This is a genomic window from Lysobacter sp. yr284 (assembly GCF_900107375.1).
Classification (GTDB): domain Bacteria; phylum Pseudomonadota; class Gammaproteobacteria; order Xanthomonadales; family Xanthomonadaceae; genus Lysobacter.
In genome coordinates this window covers 688,780-714,057 of record NZ_FNPT01000001.1, presented here as the reverse complement: position 1 = coordinate 714,057, position 25,278 = coordinate 688,780, and the positions used below count along the sequence as shown (strand labels likewise).

Annotated in this window: 11 protein-coding genes; 4 read left to right on the top strand and 7 right to left on the bottom strand. The window is 69.8% G+C overall.

Annotation, left to right across the window (positions count from 1 at the left end; translation table 11 throughout):
• Nucleotides 1-564: 564 nt before the first annotated feature.
• From BLV01_RS02900 to BLV01_RS02875, 6 genes are all read right to left on the bottom strand, one after another.
• Nucleotides 565-1,620, bottom strand: coding sequence for an MDR family NADP-dependent oxidoreductase (locus tag BLV01_RS02900; protein WP_091793864.1), 1,056 nt, complete (start codon nt 1,618-1,620; stop codon nt 565-567).
• Nucleotides 1,617-3,344, bottom strand: a complete 1,728-nt coding sequence (locus BLV01_RS02895; RefSeq protein WP_091793862.1) for a phytoene desaturase family protein — start codon at nt 3,342-3,344, stop codon at nt 1,617-1,619. Before BLV01_RS02895 ends, BLV01_RS02900 begins: the two co-directional genes overlap by 4 nt.
• Before the next feature lie 13 nt (nt 3,345-3,357).
• Complete coding sequence (locus BLV01_RS02890) at nt 3,358-5,094, bottom strand: phytoene desaturase family protein (protein ID WP_091793860.1); 1,737 nt, start codon at nt 5,092-5,094, stop codon at nt 3,358-3,360.
• Nucleotides 5,095-5,174: 80 nt separating this feature from the next.
• The gene (locus BLV01_RS02885) at nt 5,175-6,923 is read right to left on the bottom strand and encodes a phytoene desaturase family protein (protein WP_091793858.1); all 1,749 of its coding nucleotides are present in this window, start codon (nt 6,921-6,923) and stop codon (nt 5,175-5,177) included.
• A complete protein-coding gene (locus BLV01_RS02880) occupies nt 6,913-16,398 on the bottom strand; it encodes an HSAF biosynthetic non-ribosomal peptide synthetase/polyketide synthase (RefSeq protein WP_091793856.1) in 9,486 nt (3,161 codons plus the stop codon). Before BLV01_RS02880 ends, BLV01_RS02885 begins: the two co-directional genes overlap by 11 nt.
• 139 nt (nt 16,399-16,537) lie before the next feature.
• Nucleotides 16,538-17,413 carry a sterol desaturase family protein gene (locus BLV01_RS02875; RefSeq protein WP_091793854.1) on the bottom strand — a complete coding sequence of 292 codons (876 nt, stop codon included), beginning with the start codon at nt 17,411-17,413 and terminating at the stop codon, nt 16,538-16,540.
• A gap of 724 nt (nt 17,414-18,137) precedes the next feature.
• Between BLV01_RS02875 and BLV01_RS02870 the strand changes: the two genes are divergently transcribed.
• The 4 genes from BLV01_RS02870 (at nt 18,138) to BLV01_RS02855 (ending at nt 24,004) form a co-directional block, all read left to right on the top strand.
• Nucleotides 18,138-18,911 (top strand): ferredoxin--NADP reductase, encoded by a 774-nt coding sequence (locus BLV01_RS02870; protein WP_091793852.1) that lies wholly within the window; start codon nt 18,138-18,140, stop codon nt 18,909-18,911.
• Nucleotides 18,912-19,197: 286 nt separating this feature from the next.
• Entirely contained in the window at nt 19,198-20,124 is a 927-nt protein-coding gene (gene rocF, locus BLV01_RS02865; protein ID WP_091793850.1) for an arginase, read from the top strand.
• A 542-nt stretch (nt 20,125-20,666) separates the two neighbouring features.
• The gene (locus BLV01_RS02860) at nt 20,667-23,189 is read left to right on the top strand and encodes a TonB-dependent receptor (protein ID WP_091793848.1); all 2,523 of its coding nucleotides are present in this window, start codon (nt 20,667-20,669) and stop codon (nt 23,187-23,189) included.
• Nucleotides 23,190-23,479: 290 nt separating this feature from the next.
• The gene (locus tag BLV01_RS02855; protein WP_091793846.1) at nt 23,480-24,004 is read left to right on the top strand and encodes a CinA family protein; all 525 of its coding nucleotides are present in this window, start codon (nt 23,480-23,482) and stop codon (nt 24,002-24,004) included.
• 290 nt (nt 24,005-24,294) lie between these two features.
• Here BLV01_RS02855 and BLV01_RS02850 read toward each other — a convergent pair whose 3' ends face one another.
• Complete coding sequence (locus tag BLV01_RS02850) at nt 24,295-25,236, bottom strand: bifunctional helix-turn-helix transcriptional regulator/GNAT family N-acetyltransferase (RefSeq protein WP_091793844.1); 942 nt, start codon at nt 25,234-25,236, stop codon at nt 24,295-24,297.
• Between the last annotated feature and the right edge of the window lie 42 nt (nt 25,237-25,278).

Genomic DNA, 25,278 nt, shown 5'->3' with positions numbered 1-25,278 from the left:
GCGAGGAGGGATCAGGGAGGAACAAGGCGCGGGAAACCTTGGCCGATCGTTGGCGGCCGATTGCTGCTGGCTGTGGTTGCGGCGAACGCCATCCGACTACCGACCGGTGAACCGCGCTCGCCGCCGTTGCGCGGAAGCCGCTCGCTATCGTTGCGGCGAGAGCCGTTCGCCATCGCTCCTGCGAAAGCCGTCCATCGTCATTGCAGTGAAAGCCGCCGATGGTCGACCCGGCGAAAGCTACCCATCGCGATTCCGAAGCCGCCCATCGTCATTCCGGCGAAAGCCGGAATCCATTTTGATTTTGTTTTTTCGGCGTTCGCTTCGGATGGACGCGGGCGAACCGGAAGCGAAGCCGAAATGGGTTCCGGCGTTCGCCGGAATGACGGGTGTGGGGGCGAGTGCGGGAACGATGCGAGCGAGCGTGGAGACGGTGCGGGCGAATGTGGGAACGTGGGATGAGTGCGAGCGCGAAGCAAGTCGCGCGTTGAACCGGCGACGAGGCAAACACAACCAACGCCACGCGCGGCAGCGAACGCGCGCACCGGCGCGTTCGCCGCGCCGCGCTCACACCCGCACCAGCACCTTGCCGCGGTTGCTTTCGCTGGCCGAGAACAGCGTCTGGTAGGCCTCGGGAATGCGCTCGAACCCGTCCTGCACGGTTTCGTGCGCGATAAGTTCCTGCCGCCGCACCAGCCCGCCGAGTTCCTCGTGCAGCGCGTCCCAGTTCTGCTCGGTGAACCATTCCAGCGAGAAGATGCCGCGGATGGTCGCGCGCGGGAACATGATGTACGGCAGCAGGCGCGGGCCGTGGTAGTCGCGCTGGACCTGGGTCGCCCATTGCCAGCACACCGCCACCTGGCTGCCGACGTTGAGCATCGAGAACACCGCGTCGGTGACGCTGCCGCCGATGCTGTCGAAGTACTTGTCCACGCCGTCGGGCGCGGCTTCGCGCAGCGCCTCGCGCATCTTGTCGGCGTCGTCGGCGAGCTTGTAGTCGATCACCGCGTCGAAGCCGAGCTTGCTCAGGTACTGGGCCTTGCCGGCCGAGCCGGCGGTGCCGACCACGCGCGCGCCGGCGCGCTTGGCCATCTGCCCGACCAGGGTGCCGATCATGCCGGAGGCGCCGCTGACCACGACGGTGTCGCCGGGGCGCACCTGCATGAACTTGGTCATCGTGCCCCAGGCGGTCATGCCGGGGCCGCCCATCACGCCCAATGCGGTCGACAGCGGCAGGGCGTCGTCGTAACGGCGCAGGTCGAGCTTGCGATAGGCCGGGAACACCATCGGGAAGGTGCCGGTCTGCCAGAGTTTCGGCTTGCCGTCGCTGACCAGGTGGGTGCGCCAGCCGCCAAAGCCCTGGACCAGGTCGCCCGGCCGGAACGGCGCCTTCGGCCCGGCGTCGAGCACCTGCATGATCGAGTCGGCGCCCATGTGTTCGCCGATCGGCGTGTCCAGGCAGATGCCCTGCAGATAGGGATCGACCGACACGTACAGGGTCTTGAGCAGCATCTGCTCCTCGCCCAGGCGGGTGTCGAGTTCGGTCTCGACTTTTTCGTAGATGCGCGCGGCATCGGGCACGCCCTCGACGTGTTCGCGTACCACCCAACGTTCGGTCTTCATGTGCTTGCGGTCCTGGTCGTGGCGAGTTGCGGAAAGCCGCTGGGCGGCGCGTAGGCGGGCTTGCTCGGCCCGACCGGGTGGATCAGGTGGGTCGGCATCGGCGCGTGGTCGTCGATGCTGGCGGTGAAGTCGCGACCGTCGTCCTTGCACACGAAGTGCATGACGTGGCGGCCGGCGGCGGCGGCGCGGATCAGGCCGCCGGTGGTGGCCCACACGCCGGAGATGTAGAAGTTCGACAGCCCTTCCATCACCGGGCCGTGCTTCTTGATCTCCTCCTCCATGGTCTCGCCGCTCTCCACGAACGGCTGCCAGCCCAGCACGGTGCCGTCGAAGTTGCCGGTGTAGCGCACCTGGGTCAGCGGGCTGGAGACGTCGCGCACGACGATCGAATCCTTGAGCCCGGGATAGCGCTTCTCCAGCAGCCGGATCATCGCGTTGCTGACCCGCCGCTTGGCCGCGTGGTACTCGTGGCCGCGGCGCACCGGCAGGGTGTGCAGCTCTTCGCCCTTGCGCTTGCGGCTGACCTGCTCGGGGCCTTCGTTGAGTTCGCGCCACGGCGCGATGTCGCAGAAGTAGGTGGCGTAGACGATGCAATGGTCCTTCGGCGCCAGCTCGGGATAGTGCTGGCTGCGGAACTGCACGTTGATGCTCGGGTGGCGGATGCCGAGCATCTCCTGGGCTTCCTCGTCGTCGAGCAGGTAGGTCGCGCAGGGCTCGCCCTCGGGGAAGGGCTTGTTCAAGCCCAGGAAGGTGATGAAGTAGCCCGGGAAGACCATGTGCGGCTCGGCGATGGTCTGGGTGTAGAGCTTGCGGTAGGTGTCGTTGAGGTAGCGGCCCTTGAGGAACTTCATCAGCGTGGTCTGGCCGTCGGCGGCGGAGACCACGATGTCGGAACGGATCTCGCGCCCGTCGCTGAGGCGGATGCCGACCGCGCGGTCGTCCTCGACCAGGATCTCCTCGACTTTCGCGTTGTAGTGCACCTGGCCGCCCAGGCGCCGGTAGCGTTCCTCGATCGACTTGGCCAGGCCGAGCGAGCCGTGCTCGGGCACGCCGGCGGACAGGTTGGCGTGCGAGGCCAGCTGGAAGTAGAACGGCAGCACCGGGAAGTTCTGGTGCTTCTCGTAGAGGATGAAGTTGAACGCCTCGCGCAGCAGCGGGTCCTTGAACTTGGCCGAGTAGTCGGTCATCAGCACGCTGATCGACTTGCGGATGGCGTTGAAGTACGGAAGGAAGGACGCCAGCATCTTCCAGCGCTCCCAGCGCCCCATCAGCCCGACCGGCTTGAGGAAGGGATACACCGCCAGCGCCTTGCGGAAGCTGCGCAGGCCCTTGACGAAGTCGCGGATCAGCTTGGCGTCGGCCGGCGAATGCTCCAGCAGGTGCGCCTCCAGCCGGTCCGGATCGGAGTAGAAGTACACCGCGCGGCCGTCGCGACCGCGCACGATGTTGAACACGTCGAAGTGGCGCATCTGCTTGCCCTGCAGCGCGCCGAGCTCCAGCCAGATCTGGTGCATCTCGTTGCCCGGGCCGTTGCCGAGCAGCCAGCTGATGCAGCAGTCGAAGGTGAAATCGCCGCGGTCCCAGGCCGTGCAGCAGCCGCCGGGGATCTCGTGCATCTCGAAGATCTGGGTCTTGTAGCCGTTCATCTGCGCGTAGCAGCCGGTGGACAGGCCGCCCAACCCCGCGCCGATGATGATCATGCTTTCCCGCTTGCTGCTCGGCATGGCCGTGCTCCTGTCAGACGATGGTGGCGTGCAGCGCCGGCGCGTCGTCGCCGCGCGCAGCGCGCGCGGGGCGGTCGGCCGACTGCTTGTCGAGTGCTTTGTCGAGCTGGGGGAACTGCCCGAGCTTGCCGGTGTGCCAGCGTTCGCCGCCCTGGCTTTCGAAGGCCTGGAATTCGCGGCCCAGTTCCTTGCAGATGTACTGCATGGCGAAGCGGCCGGTGGAGGCGGCGCGGATCAGCCCGCCCAGGCCGACCCATTGCCCGGCCATGTAGAAGCCCTTGAGGCCGGGCAACTGCATGCGGCCCTTGTTGACCAGCTCGTTGGCGAGGTCCTCGGCGTCGCTGAAGGCCTTCCAGGCCAGGATCGAGCCGTTGCTGTTGCCGGTGTAGCGCTTGGTCGTGGCCGGTGAGGCCACGTCGACCAGTTCGATCCGCTCGTTCATGCCCGGATAGCGCCGCTCCAGGAACCCGCGCACGAACTGCGCGACCTGGCGCTTTTCCGCCCAATAGCGCTTGCGGTCTTCGGTGCGCAGCGTGCGCCAGTAGTGGAAGTCGCTGAAGTAGGTGCAGTGGATCACCGCGCGGCCGGGCGGGGCGAAGCCGTCGGAATAGCGCGAGCGCAGCTGCACCACGATGCTGTTCTGCAGCGCGCCGGGCAGTTGCCGGCCTTCTTCCTCGCTGAGCAGGTAAGTGGTGCTGTGCGAGTCGTCGGGGTCGAAGTCGCCGGTCAGGCCGACGAAGGCCGAGACCACCGCCGGGAACAGGATGCCGGGCTTGTCCAGCATCTCGCCGTACAGGGTTTCGATCGCCGGGCTGGTGTACTTGCCTTCGAGCATGCCGTACAGCGTGGTGTAGCCGTCGGCGGCGGACACCACGATGTCGGCGTAGTGGCGCGCGCCGCCCTTGAGCTGCACGCCGACGGCGCGGCCGTCCTCGACCAGGATCTTGTCGACCCGGCAGCGGTAGTTGAGGATGCCGCCGAGCGCGAGGTAGCGCTCTTCGATCGAGCGCGACAGACCCAGCGAGCCGCCCTCGGGAAAGCCTGCGTTGCGGTTGTGCGCGCAGGCCATGTTGTACAGGTACGGCAGCACCGGGAAGGTTTCCGGGTCCTGGTAGAAGATGTTGCGGAACGCGCGGCGCAGCAACGGGTCGCTGAAGCGGTCGGCGAAGCGATGCATCGGCGTGGCGGCGTTGCGCCAGAACAGGCGGAACGCCGGCAGCACCTTCAGCAGCGTGCGCAGTTTTTCGCCGACGCTCTTGAGCGGGTCGGGGGTCAGGAACGGGTACAGCTCGATCTTGACGAAGCGGCGCAGGTCGGCGCAGAAGGCCTTGATCGGTTCGGCGTCGGCCGGGGAAATTTCCAGCAGGTGCGCCTCGAGCCGGTCGGGATCGTTGTAGAAGGTCACCGAGCGGCCGTCGCGGTCGACGACCTTGTTGAACATGTCGAAGTCGCGCACGGTCTTGCCGTCGAGCGCGCCGAGCTCGCGCCAGACCCGGTTGGCGTCGTTGCCGGCGCCGGTGCCGATCAGCCATTCGATGCAGTAGTCGAAGATGTAGCCCTGGCGCGACCAGGCGGTGCAACAGCCGCCGGGCAGCACGTGGGTCTCGAAGATCCGCGTCTGCAATCCGCTCATCTGGCCGTAGACGCCGGTGGACAGGCCGCCGACGCCGCCGCCGATGACGATCACCCGCGGCTTGCCGTCCGCGGACGCGCCGCGTTCGCTCCAATCGGGGCCGTTATCGCGCGCCATGGCCGGCCTCCGCGGGGAAACGCCGGTCGCGGGCGCGCGCTGTGTTGCCGTGGGGGTGCGGCATGGTCGGGTCCTCGGGGTCAGGCGGCCGGAAGCGCCGCGACGGCGGTGGGGACGGCGCGCGGCCGCGACGGACGTTCCAGCGCCGGGCCGTCGTCGAGTTGCGGCAGCTGGCCGAGCTTGTCGCGATGCCAGGGCTCGCGGTTGCCGCTCTCCCAGGCCTTGAACGGCACGCCCAGTTCTTCGCACAGGTACTGCGCGCAGAAGCGGCCGCTGGACGCGGCCTTGATCAGGCTCCCGCCGGCGACCCAGTGCCCGGCCATCGAGAACCCGCGCAGGCCCTGCAGGCGCAGCCGGTCCTTGGCGATCAGCGCGGCGATCAGGTCGTCGGCGTCGGGCGACTTCCAGGCCAGGATCGCGCCCTTGTGGTTGCCGGTGTAGCGCTCGGTGGTGGCCGGGGTGCCGACGTCGACCAGCTCGATGCGCGCGCCGATGCCGGGATAGGTGCGTTCCAGGAACTCGCGCACGAACTCGGCGACCTCGCGCTTCTTCGCCCAGTACTGGCGGCGGTCGCTGCTGCGCAGCTGCTTCCAGTAGTCGTAGTCGCTGAAGTAGGTGACGTGGATGACCGACTTGCCCGGCGGCGCGAAGCCGTCGGAGTAGCGCGAGCGCAACTGCACCACCAGGCTGCCCTGGTCGCCGCCGGGCAGCCGCGCCGCGTCGTCGGCGCCGAGCAGGTAGGTGGTGCTGTGCGACTCGCCGGCCGGCACGTCGCCGTCGAAACCGACGAACGCCGAGACCACGCCGGGATAGCGTTCGCCCGGCCGCGGCAGCACTTCCTTGAACAGCTTGTCCAGGCGCGGGTTGCTGTACTGGCCGTCGAGCAGGGTGTTGAGGGTGAACAGGCCGTCGCAGGCCGAGACCACGTGGTCGGCGTAGTGGCATTCGCCGTTCTTGAGCCGCACGCCGACCGCGCGGCCGTCCTCGACCAGCACCCGGTCGACCCGGGTGCGGTAGGCGATGTGGCCGCCCAGGCCGAGGTAGCGTTCCTCGACCGAGCGCGACAGCCCCAGCGAGCCGCCCTGCGGGAAGCCGACGTTGTCGTTGTAGGCCTCGGCCAGGTTGTACAGGAACGGCAGCACCGCGAAGTTGCCCGGGTCCTGGAAGAACATGTTGCGGAAACCGCGGCGCAGCAAGGGATCGGCGAAGCGGTCCGCGTACGGCCCCATCTGCGCCGCGCCGGTGCGCCAGAACAGCGCGAACGCCGGCAGCACCTGGCGCAGCGTGGCCAGCTTCTCCTTCCAGCTCTCCAGCGGCGGCGGCTTCAGGAACGGGTGCAGGGCGAGCTTGGTGAAGCGGCGGAAATCGGCGCAGAACGCCTTGATCAGCGCAGCGTCCTGCGGCGACACCGCGATCAGCTCGCGTTCGAGCTTGTCGGGGTCGTTGTAGAAGTTGACCTCGCGGCCGTGTTCGTCGACGACCTTGTTGAACAGCTCGAAGTTGCGCACGGTCTTGCCGTCGAGCGCGCCGAGTTCGCGCCAGACCTGGTTGGCGTTGTTGCCCGGCGCGGTGCCGTTGAGCCACTCGATGCAGTAATCGAAGATGTAGCCGCCGCGCGACCAGGCGGTGCAGCAGCCGCCCGGCAGCACGTGCTTTTCGAAGATGCGGGTCTGGATCCCGCTCATCTGCGCGTAGCAGCCGGTGGCCATGCCGGCCATGCCGGCGCCGACGATGATGACCCGCGGCCGCGAACCCGGAGCGCGCGTGCGCGCGCTCCAGTCCGGCCCGCGTTTGCTGGCGACGGCATCGCCGCTGGAATCAGGCGACATGGAGCGTCTCCCCGACCAGGATGCCGCGCGCCAGCGCCGCGTTCTTCTCGATGTAGTCGGCATCGAGCATGTCCGCGTGCTTGCCGTAGCCGCGGAACACCTGGCTGCGGGTCAGCGAGCTGCCGTGCCAGGTGCCGCGCTGGCCGGTGCCGTAGAACACCAGCTTGTCCTCGTCGGAGATCACGCTGACGGGCGCGGCGATGGTGCCCAGGTTCGGGGTCCGGCTGCAAAACCGGATGTAGTCGCGCGCTTGCTCCAGGGTGTCGTGGGCCAGCAGGTCCGAGCCGGTGTGCTTGCGCAGGTGCTCGGTCAGCTCGTGCTCGAAGGCTTCGAAGTGCTCGTTGCCCAGTTCGAAGGATTCCGGGATGCGGTAGGAATCCATGATGACCACGTTCGGCACTTCGCGGCCGCGGCGCTCGAGTTCCTTGGCCACCTCGAAGGCGAGGTTGCCGCCCAGCGAGTAGCCGAACAAGGTGCAGTGGCCGTCGGCGTGGATGCCCTCGATCAGGTCGGCGTAGCGCGCGACCTTGTCGTCGCCGAGCAGATAGTTGAACGAGACGAACTCGTACTCGGGCAGGTGCACCGCGAGCTGGCGATAGACCAGGCCGTGGCCGCCGGCCGGCGGGAAGCAGAAGATGGTCTGCTCGTGCCCGCGCCCGGCGTTGAAGCGCAGGTAAGGCTGCGCGCCGGCGACCCGGCCCAGGCTGATCGCTTCCACCGTCTTGGCCATGCCGTGCAGGGTGGTGAGCTTGAACAGCTGGCTCACCGCGATGGCGATGTTGAACTCGCTCTGCAGGTTGTAGATCAGTTCGATCAGCTTGATCGAGCTGCCGCCGACCTCGAAGAAGTCGTCGTGCAGGCCGACCTGCTGCAGGCCCAGCAGCTGCTTCCAGTGTTCGGCCATGCGGGTTTCGAACAGGGTCTGCGGCGGCTCGTAGGCGTCCGCGACGGCGTTGGCGTCCGGCGCCGGCAACGCGGCGAGGTCGACCTTGCCGTTGCCCGACAGCGGCAGCGCGTCGAGCTGCACGTACTGCGAGGGGATCATGAAGGTCGGCAGGTACTGGGCCAGGTGCTCGCGCAGCGCGCGCCAGTTCAGCGTCGCGCCGGCGTCGGCGGCGACGCAGTAGGCGCACAGCGAGGCTTCGCCGCGCGCGTCCTCGCGCACGGTCAGCACCGCCTGGGCGATGTCCGGCCACGCCGCCAGCTGCGATTCGATCTCGCCGATCTCGACGCGGTGGCCGCGCACCTTGACCTGGCCGTCGGCGCGGCCGATCAGCTGGACCTGGCCGTCGCTGCTCCAGCGCGCCAGGTCGCCGGTGCGGTAGACCCGCACCGGCGCGCCGTCGGCGCCCAGCGGCAGTTCGCCGAAGCGCTGCGCGGTCTGCTCGTCGTCGTTGACGTAGCCCGCGCACACGCCGCCGCCGCCGATCCACAGCTCGCCGGCCACGCCCGCCGGCACCGGCTGGCGGCGCTCATCGAGGATGTACAGCGCGGTGTTCGGGAACGGCCGGCCGATCGGCACCATGCGGCTGCCTTCCAGTTCGGCGGCCTCGCCCTCGAAGTAGGTGCTGTCGATGGTCGCTTCGCTGAGGCCGTAGGAGTTGATCGTGCGCGTGGCCGGCCCGGCCAGCGCGCGCAGGCGCCGGTATTCCTCGACCTTCCACACGTCCGAGCCGACCACCAGCAGGCGCATGAAGTCCAGGCGCTTGCCTTCGCGCTCGCAGTAGTCCATCACCCCGCGCACCACCGCCGGCACGAACTCGGCCGCGTCGATCTTCTCCTCGACCATCGCCTGGTACAGGCGCTGGGTGTTGAACAGCAGCTCGCGCGTCACCGGCACCAGGGTCTTGCCCGCGCACAGCGCGCGGGCGAAGTCGCCGGCGAACACATCGAAGGAGAAGCTGGCCATCTGCAGGTGCGCGTGGGTGAGTTCCAGCGCGTACTCGCGCTGCCAGCCGGCGTAGGCGCAGGCCCAGTTGCCGTGGGTGACGCGCACCGCCTTGGGCTTGCCGGTCGAGCCGGAGGTGTAGATCACGTAGGCGGTGTCGGACAGCGCCGGCGCGAACGCCAGCGGCGAAGCGTCGGTGTCGGCATCGGCGATCAGCTGCAGCTCGTCCGGCGTCAGCACGTCGCCGTCCCAGCCGGCCAGGCGCTCGCGCCGCTCTTCGTCGATCACCGCCAGCCGGGCGCCGGCATGGCCGGCCATGTAGGCCAGGCGCTCGGCCGGGTAGTCCGGGTCCAGCGGCAGGTAGGCGCCGCCGGCCTTGAGCACGGCGAGCAGGGCGACGATGAGCTCGGGCGACTTGTCCAGGCACAGCGCCACCACCGAGCCGGCGCCGACGCCGAGTTCGCGCAGCTTGCGCGCGAGCCGGTTGGAGCGGCGCTCCAGTTCGCCGTAGCTGAGCCGGCGGGTGTCGCCGCGCTCGCTCGGCACCGCCACCGCCAGCGCGTCCGGGTCGGCTTGGGCGGCGCGCGAGACCAGGGTCGGCACCGGCACGTCGGCGGCGACGCGGTCGTCGGCGCCGCTCCAGCGGCCGAGCACGTCGCGGCGCTCGTCCGCGCCCAGCAGCTGCAGCTCGGCGATCGAGGCCTGCGCCGGCAGCCGGGTCAGGCCGTCGAGCAGGTTGACGTAGTGCGCGGCCAGCCGCCGCACGGTCTGCGCCATGAACAGGTCGGTGTTGTACTTGAACACGCAGTGGAAGCGGCCGTCGGCTTCGTCCTCGTAGGCCGACAGGGTCAGGTCGAACTGGCCTTCCTCTTCCGGCAGCTCGATGTACTCCAGGCGGTAGCCGTACTTCTCGGTCGCGACCTTGTGCGCGAGCAGGATGAACATCGCCTGGAACACCGCCGAGCGGCTCGGATCGTGCTGCAGGCCGAGCTTCTCCACCAGCAGCACGAACGGGTATTCCTGGTTGTCCAGGCCGTTGAGCACGGTGCGCTGCACCTGCGCGATCAGTTCGGCCACGTTGGGCTGCGCGCTCAGGTCCACGTGCAGCGGCAGCGGGTTGACGAAGTAGCCGTAGACCTGGGCGAACTCCTCCTGGGTGCGGCCCATCACCGGGCTGCCGACGATCACGTCGTCCTGGCCGGTGTAGCGCTGCAGCAGCACGTAGTAGGCCGCCATCAGCACCATGAACACGGTCGCGCCGTGCTCGCGCGCCAGGGTGTGGATGCGCGCGCTGAGTTCCGGATCGAGAGCGAAGAACTCCGAGGCGCCGTTGTGGGTCTGCACCACCGGGCGCGGCTTGTCGGTCGGCAGGGCCAGGATCGGCACCTGCGCGGGCAGGTGCGACTTCCAGTACTCCAGCATCTTCGCCGCCTCGCGCGAGGCGAGGAACTTGCTTTGCCAGTTGTAGAAGTCCAGGTAGCGCGCGCGCACCGGCGCCAGCTCGACCTTTTCCTTGCGCCGCAGGCCTTCGTAGATCGCCAGCAGTTCTTCGATGAAGGTGAAGGTGGAGATCGCATCGGAGATGATGTGATGCACCGCCTTCATGATCACCCAGCGGTCCTCGCCGCGCTTGAACAGGCGGAAGCGAACCAGCGGGTCGTGTTCCAGGTCGTAGGGCTTGCGGTACTCGCGGATGATCTGCTGGTAGATCTCGTCCCAGGGCTTGTCCTGCACGTCGAACAGAGCGAGGTCGGCGTCGCTGTGAGGGCGGATCACCTGCACGGCCTGGCCGCGGTCGAGCACGAAGTTGGCGCGCAGGCTGGGATGGCGCGCGATCAGTTCGCGCACCGCCTGGAACATCAGCTCCGGCTGCAGCTGCGTGCGCACCTCGACCGCGCCGCCGATGTTGTAGGCGAAGCCGTCGGGGTTGAGCTGCTTGAGGAACCACAGCGCGTTCTGGTTCTGGCTCAGCGGGTAGCGGGCGTCGTCGGTATGCGCCTCGTACTGGGCGGCGCCGTCGTCCTGGCCCTGCGCGGCGACCAGTTCGACCAGGCCGGCGTGCAGCTGCTCGGTCAGGGTGCCGATCGAGGAACTGCTCAGCAGGGTCACCACCGGCAGCGCCACCTTGAGCTCGGTGTGGATGCGCGCGCGCAGTTCCATCGCCAGCAGCGAATCCAGGCCGAGCGCATTGAGGCTGGCGTCGGCGTCGATCTGCTCGGGCTTGACCCGCATGACCTGGGCGATCAGGCCGTGGAAGCGTTCGCCCAGCAGGCTCCAGCGCGCCAGCGCGTCGGCGTCGCGGAAGGCTTCGACGAAGCTGCCGTGCTCGGCCGCGCCGCTGCCGGCGCCGAGCTTGGCCAGTTCCTGGATCAGCGGCGGCGGCGAGGAATACCAGGCCATGAAGATCGGCCAGTCGACCACGGTCGCGACCAGCAGCTGGGCGCGATCCTGCCCGATCACGCGCTCGAGCACGTCCATGCCGGCGTCGGGCGAGAGCGAGCTCATGCCGCGGCTGTTGCGGTAGTGCTCGATCAGGCCCAGTTCCTCGATCATGCCGGTCGCCCACGGGCCCCAGTCGACCGCCAGCGCGGGCAGTCCCTGGGCGCGGCGGTGGTGCGCAAGCGCGTCGAGGAAGGCGTTGCCGGCGGCGTAGTTGGCCTGGCCGGCGGTGGTGACGATCGAGGCGATCGAGGCGAACAGCACGAAGTGGTCGAGCGGCTCGTCGGCCAGGTGCTTGTGCAGCAGCCAGCCGCCGATGACCTTGGGCTCGTAGACCGGATCGAAGCTGTCGCGCTGCATGTCGGCGAGCAGGGTGTCGCGCACCTGCCCGGCGAGGTGGAACGCGCCGCGGATCGGCGGCAGGTCGCGCTGGCGGTAATCGGCCAGCCAGCCGCGCAGCGCGCCTTCGTCGGTGATGTCGAGCTGGGCCAGGATCGGCTCGGCGCCCAGGCGCTCGAGTTCCTTGAGGAAGCGCACGTTGCGGCCGACCGCGGTGTCCGGGTCGGTGTCGCGCCATTGCGCGCGCTGCGGCAGCTTGCTGCGGCCGACCAGGATCAGCTTGCGCGCGCCGCGCTTGACCAGGGTGCGGCACAGCAGCCGGCCGAGCGCGCCGAACGCGCCGGTGACCAGGTAGGCGCCGTCGCTGCGCAGGCGCAGCGGCAGCGGCTTGGTCAGGCCTTGCGCCGGCAGCAGCCGGCCGGTGTAGCGCTTGCCCTCGCGCAGAGCCACTTCGTCCTCGTCGCTGCGCAGCAGTTCGCTGCGCAGCAGCGCGGCCTCGGCGACGCGTTCGGCCGGGTCGTGGGCGTCGCGCAGCGGCAGGTCGATCAGCTTGCCGCGCTGGGCGATCAGTTCCTGGTACCACAGCACCCGGCCGATGCCCCAGGCCGGCGCGCCCAGCGGCTCGACGGCGTCGCCGCGGTTCACCGCCTGGGTGCCGCGGGTGACGATGTGCAGCCGGCCGTGCGGATGCGCGGCGGTCAGCGCCTGGGCCAGCGCGATCAGCGAGTAGGCGCCGCGGCTGTTGCCGTTCTGCAGCGCCGGCGTGTCGGCGGCCTCGACGCTGGGCTGGTCGAGGTTCCACAGGTGCACGATGCGGCCGAAGCGGCCGGCGCCGGACTTGTCGAGGTCGGCGAACAGGCGCTGCAGGTCCTTGGCCACGCCGGGCGCGACGCTGGACTCGTGCAGGTCCTTCTCCAGCTTGTAGCGCTTGCCCGGACGCACCAGGTGCACGCGTTCGCCGCGGTCGGCGGCCAGCGCGGCGAGCTCGTCGCCCAGGCCGTGCTCGTCGGCGAAGATCAGCCAGCCTTCGCTTTCGCCGGCCTGCGGCGGGTCGGCTTCGTCTTCGGCGATCTCATGCCAATGGGTTTCGGCCAGCCAGCCGTCGATGGTCGGCAGGCCGACCTTGGCGCTGGCGTTCTCGACGTTGGCGGCGCGGAAGCCGGCGACCTTGCCCAGCGCACGGCCGTCTTCGCCGTAGACCAGGATGTCGCCGATCAGCTCGTCGCCGCTGTCGTGGGTGATCCGCGCATGCGCCCACAGCGTGCGTTCGCCGATCGCTTCGCTGCGCACTTCCTGGATCGACAGCGGCAGGCGGATGCCGGTGCCGGCGTCGCCGCCGCGGCCGGTCTCCAGCGCGATCTGGCGCTGCAGGATCTGCGGGGCCAGCAGCGCCTGGAAGCAGGCGTCGAGCATGGCCGGGTGGAAGTGGTGGTCGGCGGCGCCGCCGAGCAACTGCTGCGTCGGCACGATCTTGGCGAGCGCCTCGCCGTGGCCGATCCACACTTCCTCGATGCCCTGGAACGCCGGGCCGTAGTGGTAGCCCATCTCGCCGAGCTGCTGGTAGCAGGCCGCGCGCGCCAGGTACAGCGGGCTGCGCTCGCGCACGGCGCGCGCGTCCAGCGCCGGCGCCGCGCGGCGGCCCTGGCTGGCGCGCACGCTGCCGGCGGCGTGGACGGTGCGCTCGCCGCCGTCGGCGGACAGGGTGGAGACGTTGAAGCCGGCGCCGTCGGAGGAGAACGACAGCTGCGCGGTCACCGCTTCGGTGTCGGACAGGAACAGCGCCTTGCGCAGCTCGATGTCGGCGATCGCGGCGCTGCCGCCGCCGGTCATCGCCCGCACCGCCTGGGCCGCCATCTCGATGTAGCCGGCGGCGGGGAACAGCACGTTGCCCTGGATGCGGTGGTCCTGCAGGTAGGGCTGGTGTTCGGCGTCCAGGCGCGCTTCCCAGGTCGGCTCGGCGTTGGCCATGCGCCGGCCCAGCAGCGCGTGGTCGAGCCGGCCCAGGCGGATCTGCTCGACCGCACGCGGCTCGACCCAGTAACGGTCGCGCTTGAACGGATAGCGCGGCAGCGCGACTTGGCGGCCGCGCGGGTGCAGCGCCTGCCAGTCGATGGCGACGCCGAGGTTGTGCAGGGTCGCCAGCGAGGCGGCGAAGCGCGCGGCCTCGTCTTCCTGGCGCCGGATCGAGGGCACGCTGCGCGCGCTGGCGCCGCGTGCGGCGAAGCATTCGTTGATCGAGTGGCCCAGCACCGGGTGCGGGCCGATCTCCAGGAACAGCTCGTAGCCGTCGTCGGCCATCGCGTCGATGGCGGCGCGGAAGCCGACGCTGTTGCGCACGTTCTCCCACCAGTACTGCGCGTCGAGCTCGCGGCCCGCGGCGATGCCGGGCTTGGCGGTCATGTACAGCGGCAGCTGCGCCGGATGCGGCGCCAGGCCTTCCAGCGATTGCAGCAGCTCGTCCTTGATCAGGTCCATCTTGGCGCTGTGGTAGGGCACGCGCACGGTCAGGAACTTGGCGAACAACTGTTCGGCCTGCAGCTGCGCGGCGACTTCGGCCAGCGCGTCCTGGTCGCCGGCCAGGGTCATCGCGCCGGGGCTGTTGACCGCGGCGATCGACACGCGCTCGCCGTAGGGCGCGATGCGGCGCTGCGCTTCGGCTTCGGTCAGGCTGACCGCGAGCATGCTGCCGGTGTCGACCAGGGTCTGCTGCAGGCGGCTGCGGTGCACGACCACGCGCACCGCCTGTTCCAGGGTGTAGACGCCGGCCTCATAGAACGCGGCGACCTCGCCGGTGCTGTGGCCGACGATGGCGTCGGGCCTCACCCCGCGCGCGCGCCACATCGCGGCCAGCGCGATCTGCACGGCGAAGTTGGCCGGCTGCGCCAGCCAGGTGTCGCTCATCAGCGAGTCGGCTTCGGCGGCGCCCAGGTGTTCGATCAGCGACCAGTCGACGTGCTTGCGCAGTTCGGCGTCGCAGCGCTCGATGGTTTCGCGGTAGATCGGTTCGCGCTCGAACAACTGCCGGCCCATCGCCCACCACTGCGGGCCCATGCCGGTGAAGACCCAGGCCAGTTTCGGCGCGGCCGCGCCGCGGCGGTCGTCGGCGAGCGCCAGCGGATGCGCTTCGCCGGCGGCCGCGGCGGCCAGTCGCTCGCGCAGGGCCTCGCGGCTGTCGTAGACCAGGGTCAGGCGCGATTCCAGGTGCTGGCGGCGATGGGCGAGGGTGTGGGCGAGGTCGTCGACCGACACCGCGTCGTCGCCTTCGCGATCGAGTTCCTTCAGGAGGCCGGCGGCCAGCTCGGGCAGCGCGGCGGAGTCGCGCGCGGTCAGCGGCAGCAGGTTGTAGCCGCCGATGTCGGCGGGCGCGTTTTCTTCGACGGCGGCCGCGGCTTGCGCGCGGATCGGCGCTTCCTCCAGCACCACGTGCGCGTTGGTGCCGCCGAAACCGAACGAGTTGACCGCGGCGCGCGCCGGGCCTTCGTGCGCCGGCCACGGGGTCAGTTCGGTCGGGATCTTGTACGGCATCGAGGCCAGGTCGATGTCCGGGTTGACCGTCTTGAGATTGATGTGCGGCGGAATCTGCTTGTGCTTGAGCGCCAGCGCGGTCTTGATCAGCCCGGCGACGCCGGCGGCGGCCTCGGTGTGGCCGATGTTGGTCTTGACCGAACCGACGAAGCATTCCGCGCCGGGCTCGCGGCCCTGCGCCAGCGCGCGGCCCAGCGCGCGGGCCTCGATCGGGTCGCCGACCGGGGTCGAGGTGCCGTGCGCTTCCATGTACTGCAGGCTGCCCGGCGCGATCCCGGCTTCGCCGCACACGCGCTGGATCAGCGCGACCTGGGCGTCGGGATTGGGCACGGTGATGCCGTTGCTGTGGCCGTCCTGGTTGACGCCGGTGGCCAGGATCACCGCGTGGATCGGATCGCCGTCGCGCAGCGCGTCCTCCAGCCGCTTGAGCGCGACGATGCCGACGCCCTCGGCGCGCACATAGCCGTTGGCCGAGGCGTCGAAGGTGCGCGACTTGCCTTCCGGCGACAGGAACCCGCCCTTGGTCTCGGCGATGGTGTACTGCGGGGTCATGTGCAGCAGGGTGCCGCCGGCCAGGGCCAGGCTGCTCTCGCCGCGGCGCAGGCTGTGGCAGGCCAGGTGCACGGCCACCAGCGACGAACTGCAGGCGGTGTCGATCGACAGGCTGGGGCCGCGGAAGTCGAAGCAGTAGGAAATACGGTTCGACGCCATCGTCATCATCGTGCCGGTGGCGGTGTGCGCGGCCAGGGTGTCGAAGCTCAGGTCGGCGAACTGGACGATCTTGTAGTCCAGGGTGAACGCGCCGACGAACACGCCGATGTCCTGGCCGGCCAATTCGCCGGGCTTCTGGCCGCCGTCTTCCAGCGCTTCCCAGGCCACTTCCAGCAGCTTGCGCTGCTGCGGATCCATGTAGTCGGCTTCGCGCGGGCTGATGCCGAAGAACGCCGGATCGAATTCGTCGAAGCCGTCGATGTATCCGCCGCGGCCGCCGACCAGGCGTCCGGGCTTGCTCTTGTCGCGGCTGCCGAGCGTGCGCACGTCGTAGCGGTTGAGCGGGGTGTCGGTGAGGCAGTCCTTGCCCTGGACCAGGTTCTGCCAGAACGCGCGGTAGTCGCTGGCGCCGCCGGGCAGGCGGCAGCCGATGCCGATGATGGCGATGCGGTCCTCCATCGCCACCGGGCCGCCGGTCTGGGCGACGCCATCGGCGGCCGCGCGTGCGGCGGCGTCGTGGGCGTCGTGAGCGGAGGCTTCGCTGGAGGAAGGCTTCTTGCTGGAGTCCGTCATGGTCGATTCCTTGGAGATGCGTCCACGCGCGAGCGCGGCGGGCCGTGTGATCGGGTCGTCGGGTCGTCTTAAGGGCGTCTTGCGGAGCGGTTCGGTGGCGCGCCGGAACGGGTTCCGGCCTGGATCTGAAACAAAGCGGTCAGGGCGGCGCGCGGTCCGCGGCGGGTGCGGCGGAGGCGAGCGATGCGCGGGCGGGCGAGGGCGGCGGCGCGGGCGGATAGCGCCGCGGCCGCAACGGATGCAGCAAGGTGGACAACAGCGCGCGGTTGGGCGGGAACGTGCCCGGCGCGAACAGGCCGATCCGGTGCGGGCGCTTGCCGGGCCGCCAGGTGTAGCTGCGGAACAGGCGGTCCCAGATCGACAGGTCCGAGCCGAAATGCCCGGCCTCGTGCTTGTCGGCGCTGTGGTGCATGCGGTGCAGTTCGGGGCTGGCGAGCACGTGGTTGAGCCAGCCCAGGCGCACGTCGATGTTGGCGTGGACGAAATAGCCCTGGGCGATGACGAAGATGCCGACCGCGAACAGCGAATGCGCGGAGAACCCGGCCAGCGCCAGCGCGAACTGCACCACGAACTGGGCCAGGGTCACGTCGAGCACGTGGTTGACCCCGTTGTTGCCGACGTTGACCTTGTCCGGCACGTGGTGCACGCCGTGCAGCCGCCACAGCAGCGGGATGTCGTGGCCGGCGCGGTGCACCGCGTAGCTGGCGAGCGAACTCAGCAGCAGCGCCAGCGGGATTTCCGCCCACAGCGGCAGCGCCGGATGCAGCGGCGCCACCGCCGACACCGCCGCCATCAACGGAATCTGCGCGAGCGCGCCGCCGACCACGGTGAGGAAGAAGTACACGCCGTACAGGCCCCACTCGCGCCGATCCGGCAGCCAGCCGCGCTCGTAGGGGATCAGCCGCTCCAGCAGCGCCAGGTAGCCGATGGTCAGCAACACGAAGGCGAAGTTGGCGCCGCCCAGGTCCCAGCCGCGCGCGATGCCTGCATAGACGTAGGCCGCCACCGCCAGCATCAGCAGCGGGTGGGCGCAGTGCCGCAGAAAATCCAGCCGCGTCGTCGCTGCCGGCGTGACCGGGTCGGCGTTCCGCTCCGGGATAATCCCGGCGCCGGCCGCGGCGGCGCCGTCCTGCCCGGCCGCGTCACTCTCTTGTTGCGACGCAGCACGCGTTTCGAAAGTGTGCTCTGATAATCCATTCATTTTCTTTTTCCATTATGTTCGAGAAAATGAGCTGGCCGCCGCGTTTCGATAATGAGACCGCTGCCGCCCGGAAACCGGCGAGCGCTCGGCGGTTTTTCGCAGGTCTTTGAATTCATTGGCGCAGAGGTTCCCGTCGAATCGCCCATGCGATCCTCCCGGCAGGCTGGTGGTGGTCGGCCCGGTTATGCGCTCGCGCGCTCCGTGACGGCCGGACGATGTGATTCAGATAATGCCGGCGAATATTCGCGGCAAGCCCGATCCGCAGTCAAAGGCGCAGGCCCGATTATCCTGCGACGCGGATCATTCTTTGGAATATCCGTTTCCCTCCGGAAAAAATAATGTGCTGGTATTGCCCGGCCGTCGCGCCGCGCCTGCGTCGCGAGCGCTGCGACCGCGATGGCCATTAATTACCCGAGCGCGTCAGCACGATGACGCATCGATTGCAGCCGACGCCGCGCGCCGGGTCTGCCCCGGTGCGCGTTCGCGCGGACCCGCCGCCCCACACCCATCGCGCCCCTTCCATGCAGGAGTCACCCAGATGCAGTTGGCGACCGAACGCGTCATCGAAGTCAGGCATTGGAACGACAGCCTTTTCAGCTTCCGCACCACCCGCGACCCCGGCTTCCGCTTCGACAGCGGGCACTTCGTCATGGTCGGGCTGGAGATCGACGGCCGCCCGCTGATGCGCGCGTACTCGATCGCCAGCGCGCACTACGAGGAACACCTGGAGTTCTTCAGCATCAAGGTGCCCGACGGCCCGCTGACCTCGCGCCTGCGCCACATCGAGCGCGGCGACGAGATCCTGGTCAGCCGCCGGCCGACCGGCACGCTGGTGCTGAACGACCTCAACCCGGGCAAGCGGCTGTACCTGCTCGGCACCGGCACCGGCCTGGCGCCGTTCCTGAGCATCGTCCGCGACCCGGAGACCTACGAGCGTTTCGAGACCGTGGTGCTCGCCCACGGCGTGCGCCGGATCGACGATCTGGCCTACCAGCAGTTCATCGAGAGCGAACTGCCCAAGCACGAGTTCCTCGGCCCGCCGGTGCGGCAGCAGCTGCGCTACTACCCGACGGTGACGCGCGAACCGTTCCGCAACCAGGGCCGGCTCACCGACGCCATCGACGCCGACACCATGACCCAGGCGCTCGGCCTGCCGCCGCTGGACCCGGCCGAGGACCGGGTGATGCTGTGCGGCAGCCCGCAGATGCTCGCCGACACCGCCGCGCTGCTGGACCGGCGCGGTTTCGTCGCCTCGCCGCGCACGCGCGAGCCGGGCGACTACGTGATCGAGCGGGCCTTCGTCGAGAAGTGAAACGGCGCGGCGGGGCAGGGGGCGGCAGGCGCATGCGCGGCAGGGTCGGGCGCGCTCGCGCCGCATCGGTTTCGCTGCGGCCGCGGCGTGCGCGCCGTATCGGCATGGCGAGGTCGTGGTTGCGCCGCGCGCCGGCCCGACGCCGATGCAGCCGCATCGCGCAACCGCTGCGGCGAGCGCATTCCTGCCCACCGGCCGCCGCGACGGTCGCATCGCCATCGTTCGGCCGCCCACGCGGCTTCACCCACATCACGCGGCCGCCGAAGCGGCCGCTCAGGACCCGCACATGAGCTCCCCCACTGCCTTGCCGGTTTCGTTGATAGGCGCACCGACCGACGTCGGCGCCGGCGATCGCGGCGCGCGCCTGGGCCCGGAGGCCCTGCGCATCGCCGGATTGCGCGAAGCGCTGCACGGCCTCGGCCTGGACGTGGCCGACCGCGGCAACCTCGACGGCCCGCCGAACCCCTGGACCGGGCCGGTCGACGGCTACCGCCACCTCGACGAAGTGATCGCCTGGAACCGCCAGGTGATGAACGCCGTCTCGGCCGAACTCGGCCTGGGCCGCATGCCGATCCTGCTCGGCGGCGACCACTGCCTCGGCCTGGGCTCGATCACCGCCGTCGCCCAGCACTGCCGCGCGCAAGGCAAGAAACTGCGCGTGCTGTGGCTGGACGCGCACGCCGACTTCAACACCAACGACATCACCCCCAGCGGCAACCTGCACGGCATGCCGGTGGCTTGCCTGATCGGATTGGGGCCGCGCGAGCTGACCCACCTCGGCGGCGAGGCGCCGGCGATGCAGGTCGGGCAGATGCGCCAGATCGGCACGCGTTCGGTCGATGCCGGCGAGAAGCAACTGATCCGCCGCCACGGCCTGCCGGTGTACGACATGCGCCGGATCGGCGACATCGGCATCAAGCGGGTGATGGAGGACGCGCTGGCCGACCTCGACGAGGACACCCACCTGCACGTGAGCTTCGACGTCGACTTCCTCGACCCGAGCATCGCCCCCGGCGTCGGCACCGGCGTCGCCGGCGGGCCGAACTACCGCGAGGCGCAACTGGCGATGGAGATGATCGCCGAGAGCGGGCGCATGGGCTCGCTGGACATCGTCGAGCTCAACCCGATCCTCGACCGCGACAACGCCACCGCGCTGATCGCGATCGACCTGGTCGAGAGCCTGTTCGGCAAGTCGACGCTGGTGCGTGGCTGAGCGTGGAGCGTCGCGGCCCGATCAGGCATTGGGCTGTTGTGGGAGGGCGTTCAGGCCCGACGCTCTCGTGCCAGATCGCCGCGACCTGAGCGAAAGGCATCGGGACTGAAGTCCCTCCCACCAAAACAGCGCAGTCTGCGGGCCTTCGGCTGTTGTGGGAGGGCCTTCAGGCCCGACGCTCTTGTGCCAGATCGCGATGACCTGAGCGAAAGGCGCCGGGACCGAAGTCCCTCCCACAAAAGCCGGCGTCCCTCCCCGATTTGCGAACGTTCGTTCGCAACGTCAGCAAACTGTTTGCCGACACAACGGTGCTGCGACGCCGCATGACGACTGCGCGCGGCGTGCTAATTTTCCGCCCATCCTGCTTCCCGCGTAGCCCGGCCGACTTCCCCCGCCGATCGCGTATACGTCGAGGACGCACCGCGCCGGGGACCGCGCGGCGCCGCGCGCGGCAGTGCGCGCCGATATCGCGAGACATCGAAGTCCAGCGTTGGAATCCAGCGTTTTTCGTAGGAAACGTCGTCACAAGAGGGGAATGCCTGATGATCGCTCGCTCGCCGGGTCGCAAGACCTTGTCGTTTGCCGTCGCCCTGAGCCTGGCCGCGTCCGCCGCCGCGCACGCGCAGCAGTCCGCGCCGGCGCAGGAGGACGAGGCCAAGACCCTGGCCGGCCTCACCGTCACCGCGCAAAAACGCGAGGAGGCGATGCAGGACGTGCCGATCTCGATCACCGCCTTGCCCGAGCAGCTGTTGCAGGACACCGGCGTGCGCGACATCAAGGACGTGCAGCTGCTGGTGCCCGGCCTGACCGTCAGCAGCACCCAGAGCGAAGTGCAGACGGTGGCGCGCATCCGCGGCATCGGCACGGTCGGCGACAACGCCGGCCTGGAATCCTCGGTCGGCGTGGTCGTCGACGGCGTCTACCGCCCGCGCAACGGCGTGGGCTTCGGCGACCTCGGCGAGATCGAGCGGATCGAAGTGCTCAAGGGCCCGCAGGGCACGGTGTTCGGCAAGAACACTTCGGCCGGCGTCATCAACGTCATCACCCGCCGGCCGGACTACAACACCAAGGTCGAGGGCGAGCTGACCATCGGCGACTACGGCGCGGTCGGCGCGGCCGGCTCGTTCAACACCGCGCTCGGCGAGCACGCCGCGTTCCGCATCTACGGCGCCAAGCGCAAGCGCGACGGCTTCACCGACGTCGAAGTCGGCCGCGGCCCGCGCGCCGAGCGCGAGGACGGCGACCAGAACTTCCACACCCTGCGCGGCCAGCTGCTGTTCGAGCCGACCGAAAACCTCGACATCAACCTGATCGCCGACTTCAGCAGCCGCGAAGAGAACTGCTGCGTTGGCCTGACCACGGTGCGCGGCCCGACCGCGGCGATCGTCAACGCGCTCGCCGGCGGCACCGGCGTGGCGCCGGTGGCCGATCCGTTCGCGCGCCGCGCCTGGAGCAACCGGCCGACCACCCAGGACATCAAGGACAAGGGCGTCTCGGCCGAGATCAACTGGATCACCCCGTGGTTCGGCGGCGCCACCCTGACCTCGATCACCGCCGCGCGCGACTGGCAGGCGATCAACGGCCTGGACTTCGATTTCTCCACCGCCGACATGATCTATCGCAATGCCGATCCGGACGAGTCGTTCACCGGCTTCAAGCAGTTCAGCCAGGAACTGCGCCTGACCGGCTCCACCGACAAGCTCGACTGGATGTTCGGCATGTTCTATGCCGACGAAGACCTCAAGCGCAACGATTCCTACAGCCTCGGCGCGGCCTACGAGCCGTACCTGGCGACCGCGGTGCTGAGCCAGATCGCCGCGCGTTTCCCGGCCGGCGTGGTCAACACCGCCAACGCCGCGACGTTCCTGTCGCAGGCGTCCGGGCGTCCGTTCGGCAGCGCCTTCGCCGGCCTCGGCGCGCTCGACCGCTACAAACAGAACAGCACCAGCGTGGCGCTGTTCACCAACAACACCTGGCACGCCACCGACAAGCTCGACCTGACCCTGGGCCTGCGTTACACCAAGGAGAACAAGGAGCTCGACTCGGTCTACAGCAATCCCAACGGCGGCGTCGGCTGCGGCGCGGGCCTGGCCAATCCGGCGCGGGTGGGGCAGGCGCTGGCCGCGCGCGGCGTGCCGCTGGCGGCGATCAACGCGCTGGTGCCGCAGGTGCTCGGCTTCATGTGCCTGCCGTGGGCGAACACCCTGCACAACGGCCGGGTGACGAACCAGGAGCGCGACGAGAAGGAATGGTCGGGCACGCTCAAGGCCGCGTACCGCTGGAACGAGCACGTCATGGGCTACGCCTCGGCCGCGCGCGGCTACAAGGCCGGCGGCTTCAACCTCGACCGGGTGCAGTCGTCCAACGGCCTGTCGGCGGGCACCGCCGGCATCACCCCGGTCAACGACACCTCGTTCCCGGGCGAGTTCGTCGACAGCTACGAGCTCGGCGCCAAGACCACCTGGGCCGGCGGCAACCTGCTGCTCAACGCGACCTTGTTCCACCAGACCTACAGCGACTTCCAGCTCAACAGCTTCCTGGGCACCAGCTTCGTGGTGCGCTCGATCCCGGAAGTCCGGTCGCAGGGCATCGACACCGAAGTGCTGTGGCAGACCGGCGTCAAGGGCCTGATGCTGCAGGGCGGCGTGATGTACGCCGACACCAAGTACGGCAAGGACCTGCTGCCCGACGCCGACCTGGCCAAGCTGCCCGGCGCGCGCGCCAGCTTCGCCCCGCTGTGGTCGGCCTCGGCCGCGGTGACCTACCAATGGGACTTCGGCCCCGACCTGATCGGCCGCTTCAACATCGGCGCCAAGTATTCCTCCGACTACAACACCGGTTCCGACCTCGACCCGGAAAAGGGCCAGGACGCCTACACCGTGGTCAACGCGCGTCTCGGCGTCGGCGCCAAGAACCGCCGCTGGATGGTCGAGGCCTGGGCGATGAACCTGTTCGACGAGGAGTACAAGCAGGTCGGCTTCGACGCGCCGCTGCAGACCGGCTCGTGGAACGCCTTCCTCGGCGCGCCGCGCACCTACGGCGTGACCTTGCGGGTCAGCTACTGAGCCCAGGCGATGCGACGGCGGCCGCGCGCGACATGCGTGCGGCCGCCGTTGTCGTCGTACGGGCCTCGTCGTCGCGTCGCGAACGGCAGTCCCGCGGTCGCGGCTCGCGCCGCTGCTACAGGGCCAGGCCGTGGCATGCGATCCGACTGTAGGAGCGGCGCAAGCCGCGACGTGGCCACTGCAATCGCCGAAGTCCCGGCCGCAGCCAGCGTCGCGTCCGCCCCGACACCCGCCGCCGAACCGTCCGACCCGGCAAAGCCCGCGTCTCCGTGCCCGTTATAGTGGCGCCCATGAGCGCCCACACCCCCGCCATCGCCCCCGCCGACGCCAGCGACGCCGCCCTGGATGCCCTGGCCGCCCGCATCGGCGAAACCGCCCGCCGCAACCACCACATGCTGGTCACCGCCGAGAGCTGCACCGGCGGCTGGATCGCCAAGACCCTGACCGACATCGCCGGCTCCTCGGCGTGGTTCGAATGCGGCCTGGTCGCCTACAGCTACGAGGCCAAGCAGGCGCTGCTGAGCGTGCGCCCGCAGACGCTCGAACAGCACGGCGCGGTCAGCCGCGAGACCGTGATCGAGATGGTCTCCGGCGCCCTGGCCAACACCGGCGCGACCCTCGCCGTCGCGGTCACCGGCATCGCCGGCCCCGGCGGCGGCACCGAGGACAAGCCGGTCGGCACGGTTTGGGTCGCCTGGAAACGCCGCGGCGGCTACCCGCGCGCCGAAGCCTTCCACTTCGACGGCGACCGCGAAGCCGTGCGCCGCCAGACCGTCGCCGCGGCCCTGCAAGGCCTGGAAACGCTGGCGTCCTGAAGCGAGCCATGGCGCAGGCGCCGCGATCCTGGGCAGGGGCGGCGCAAGCCGCGACCGCGTCGCGGCAGATCGCGCCGAATCCTCGGCATGGCGCGACCGTACCAGCCCGATCCGACGCCGCCACGCGATCCCTCTGTAGGAGCGGCGCAAGCCGCGACCGCGCCACAACAGATCGCGCCGGGCGCACGATGCGCCGGCGCGCGCCGGCCACGGCGTACATCTACGATCGCGACGGCCGCGTCGCGGCTTGCGCCGCTGCTACCGGGCGCGTCCACCGCATCCGCGGCCGCTCACGTCAATTCCAGTTCCCAAACCTGCCCGACCAGATCGTGGCCGAAGCTGCGATGCCGCTCCTGCTCGACCAGCACGAACCCGAAGTCCTCGTAGATGCGCCGCGCCGCCGTCAGGATGTCGTTGGTCCACAGGCGCATGCGCGGATACCCGGCCTCGCGGGCGAAGCCGATGCAGGTCTCGACCAACCGCCGGCCCACGCCCAGCCCGCGCGCGCGCGGGTCGACCAGCAGGCAGCGCAACTGCGCGACCCGCGCGTCGTCGGCGTTGGCGGCCACGAACACGCAGCCGACCCGCTCGCCGTCGATCTCGGCGATCCAGCAGCGTTCGCGCGCCGGATCGCGGGCGCTCGCGAACTGCGCGAACAGCTTCGCCACCAGCGCCTCGAAGTCCGCATTCCAACCGTACTCGTCGGCGTACAGGCGGGCATGGCGCTCGATCGCCCAGCCGAGGTCGCCGATCGCGTGCTCGCGCACGCGCAGCCGTTGCGGCGCCGGCAGCGCGTGCGGGGTCAGCGCGCGTTCGGCCTCGGCGATCGCGCGCAGCAGGCGGTCGCGGTCGAGCGCGGACAGGGCCTTCAGCATCGCCGCGGTGGTCCGGTGCGAACTGCGGTCGAGCCCGGCGAAGGTCTCGCGACCGCTCGCGGTCAGGCTCAGCGCGAAGCTGCGCGCATCGTGTTCGCTGCGCGCCTTGGCGACCAGCCCGGCGTCGACGAAGCCCTGCACGATCCGGCTCAGGTAACCCGCGTCCAGGCCCAGGGTTTCGCCGATGTCGCGCGCCGCCACCGGTTCGCGCTGGGCCAGCTCGAACAGCACCCGCGCCTGGGTCAGGGTGAACGGACTGTCGAGCAGGTCCTCGCGCAGCACGTCGATCCGGCGGGTATAGAAGCGGTTGAAGGCGCGGACGGCGTCGACCTGGGCGGCTTCGATCGGGTGGGCCATGGCGGCGGTTCGGCGGGCGAGGGCGGAACCGCAGCGTGCGAG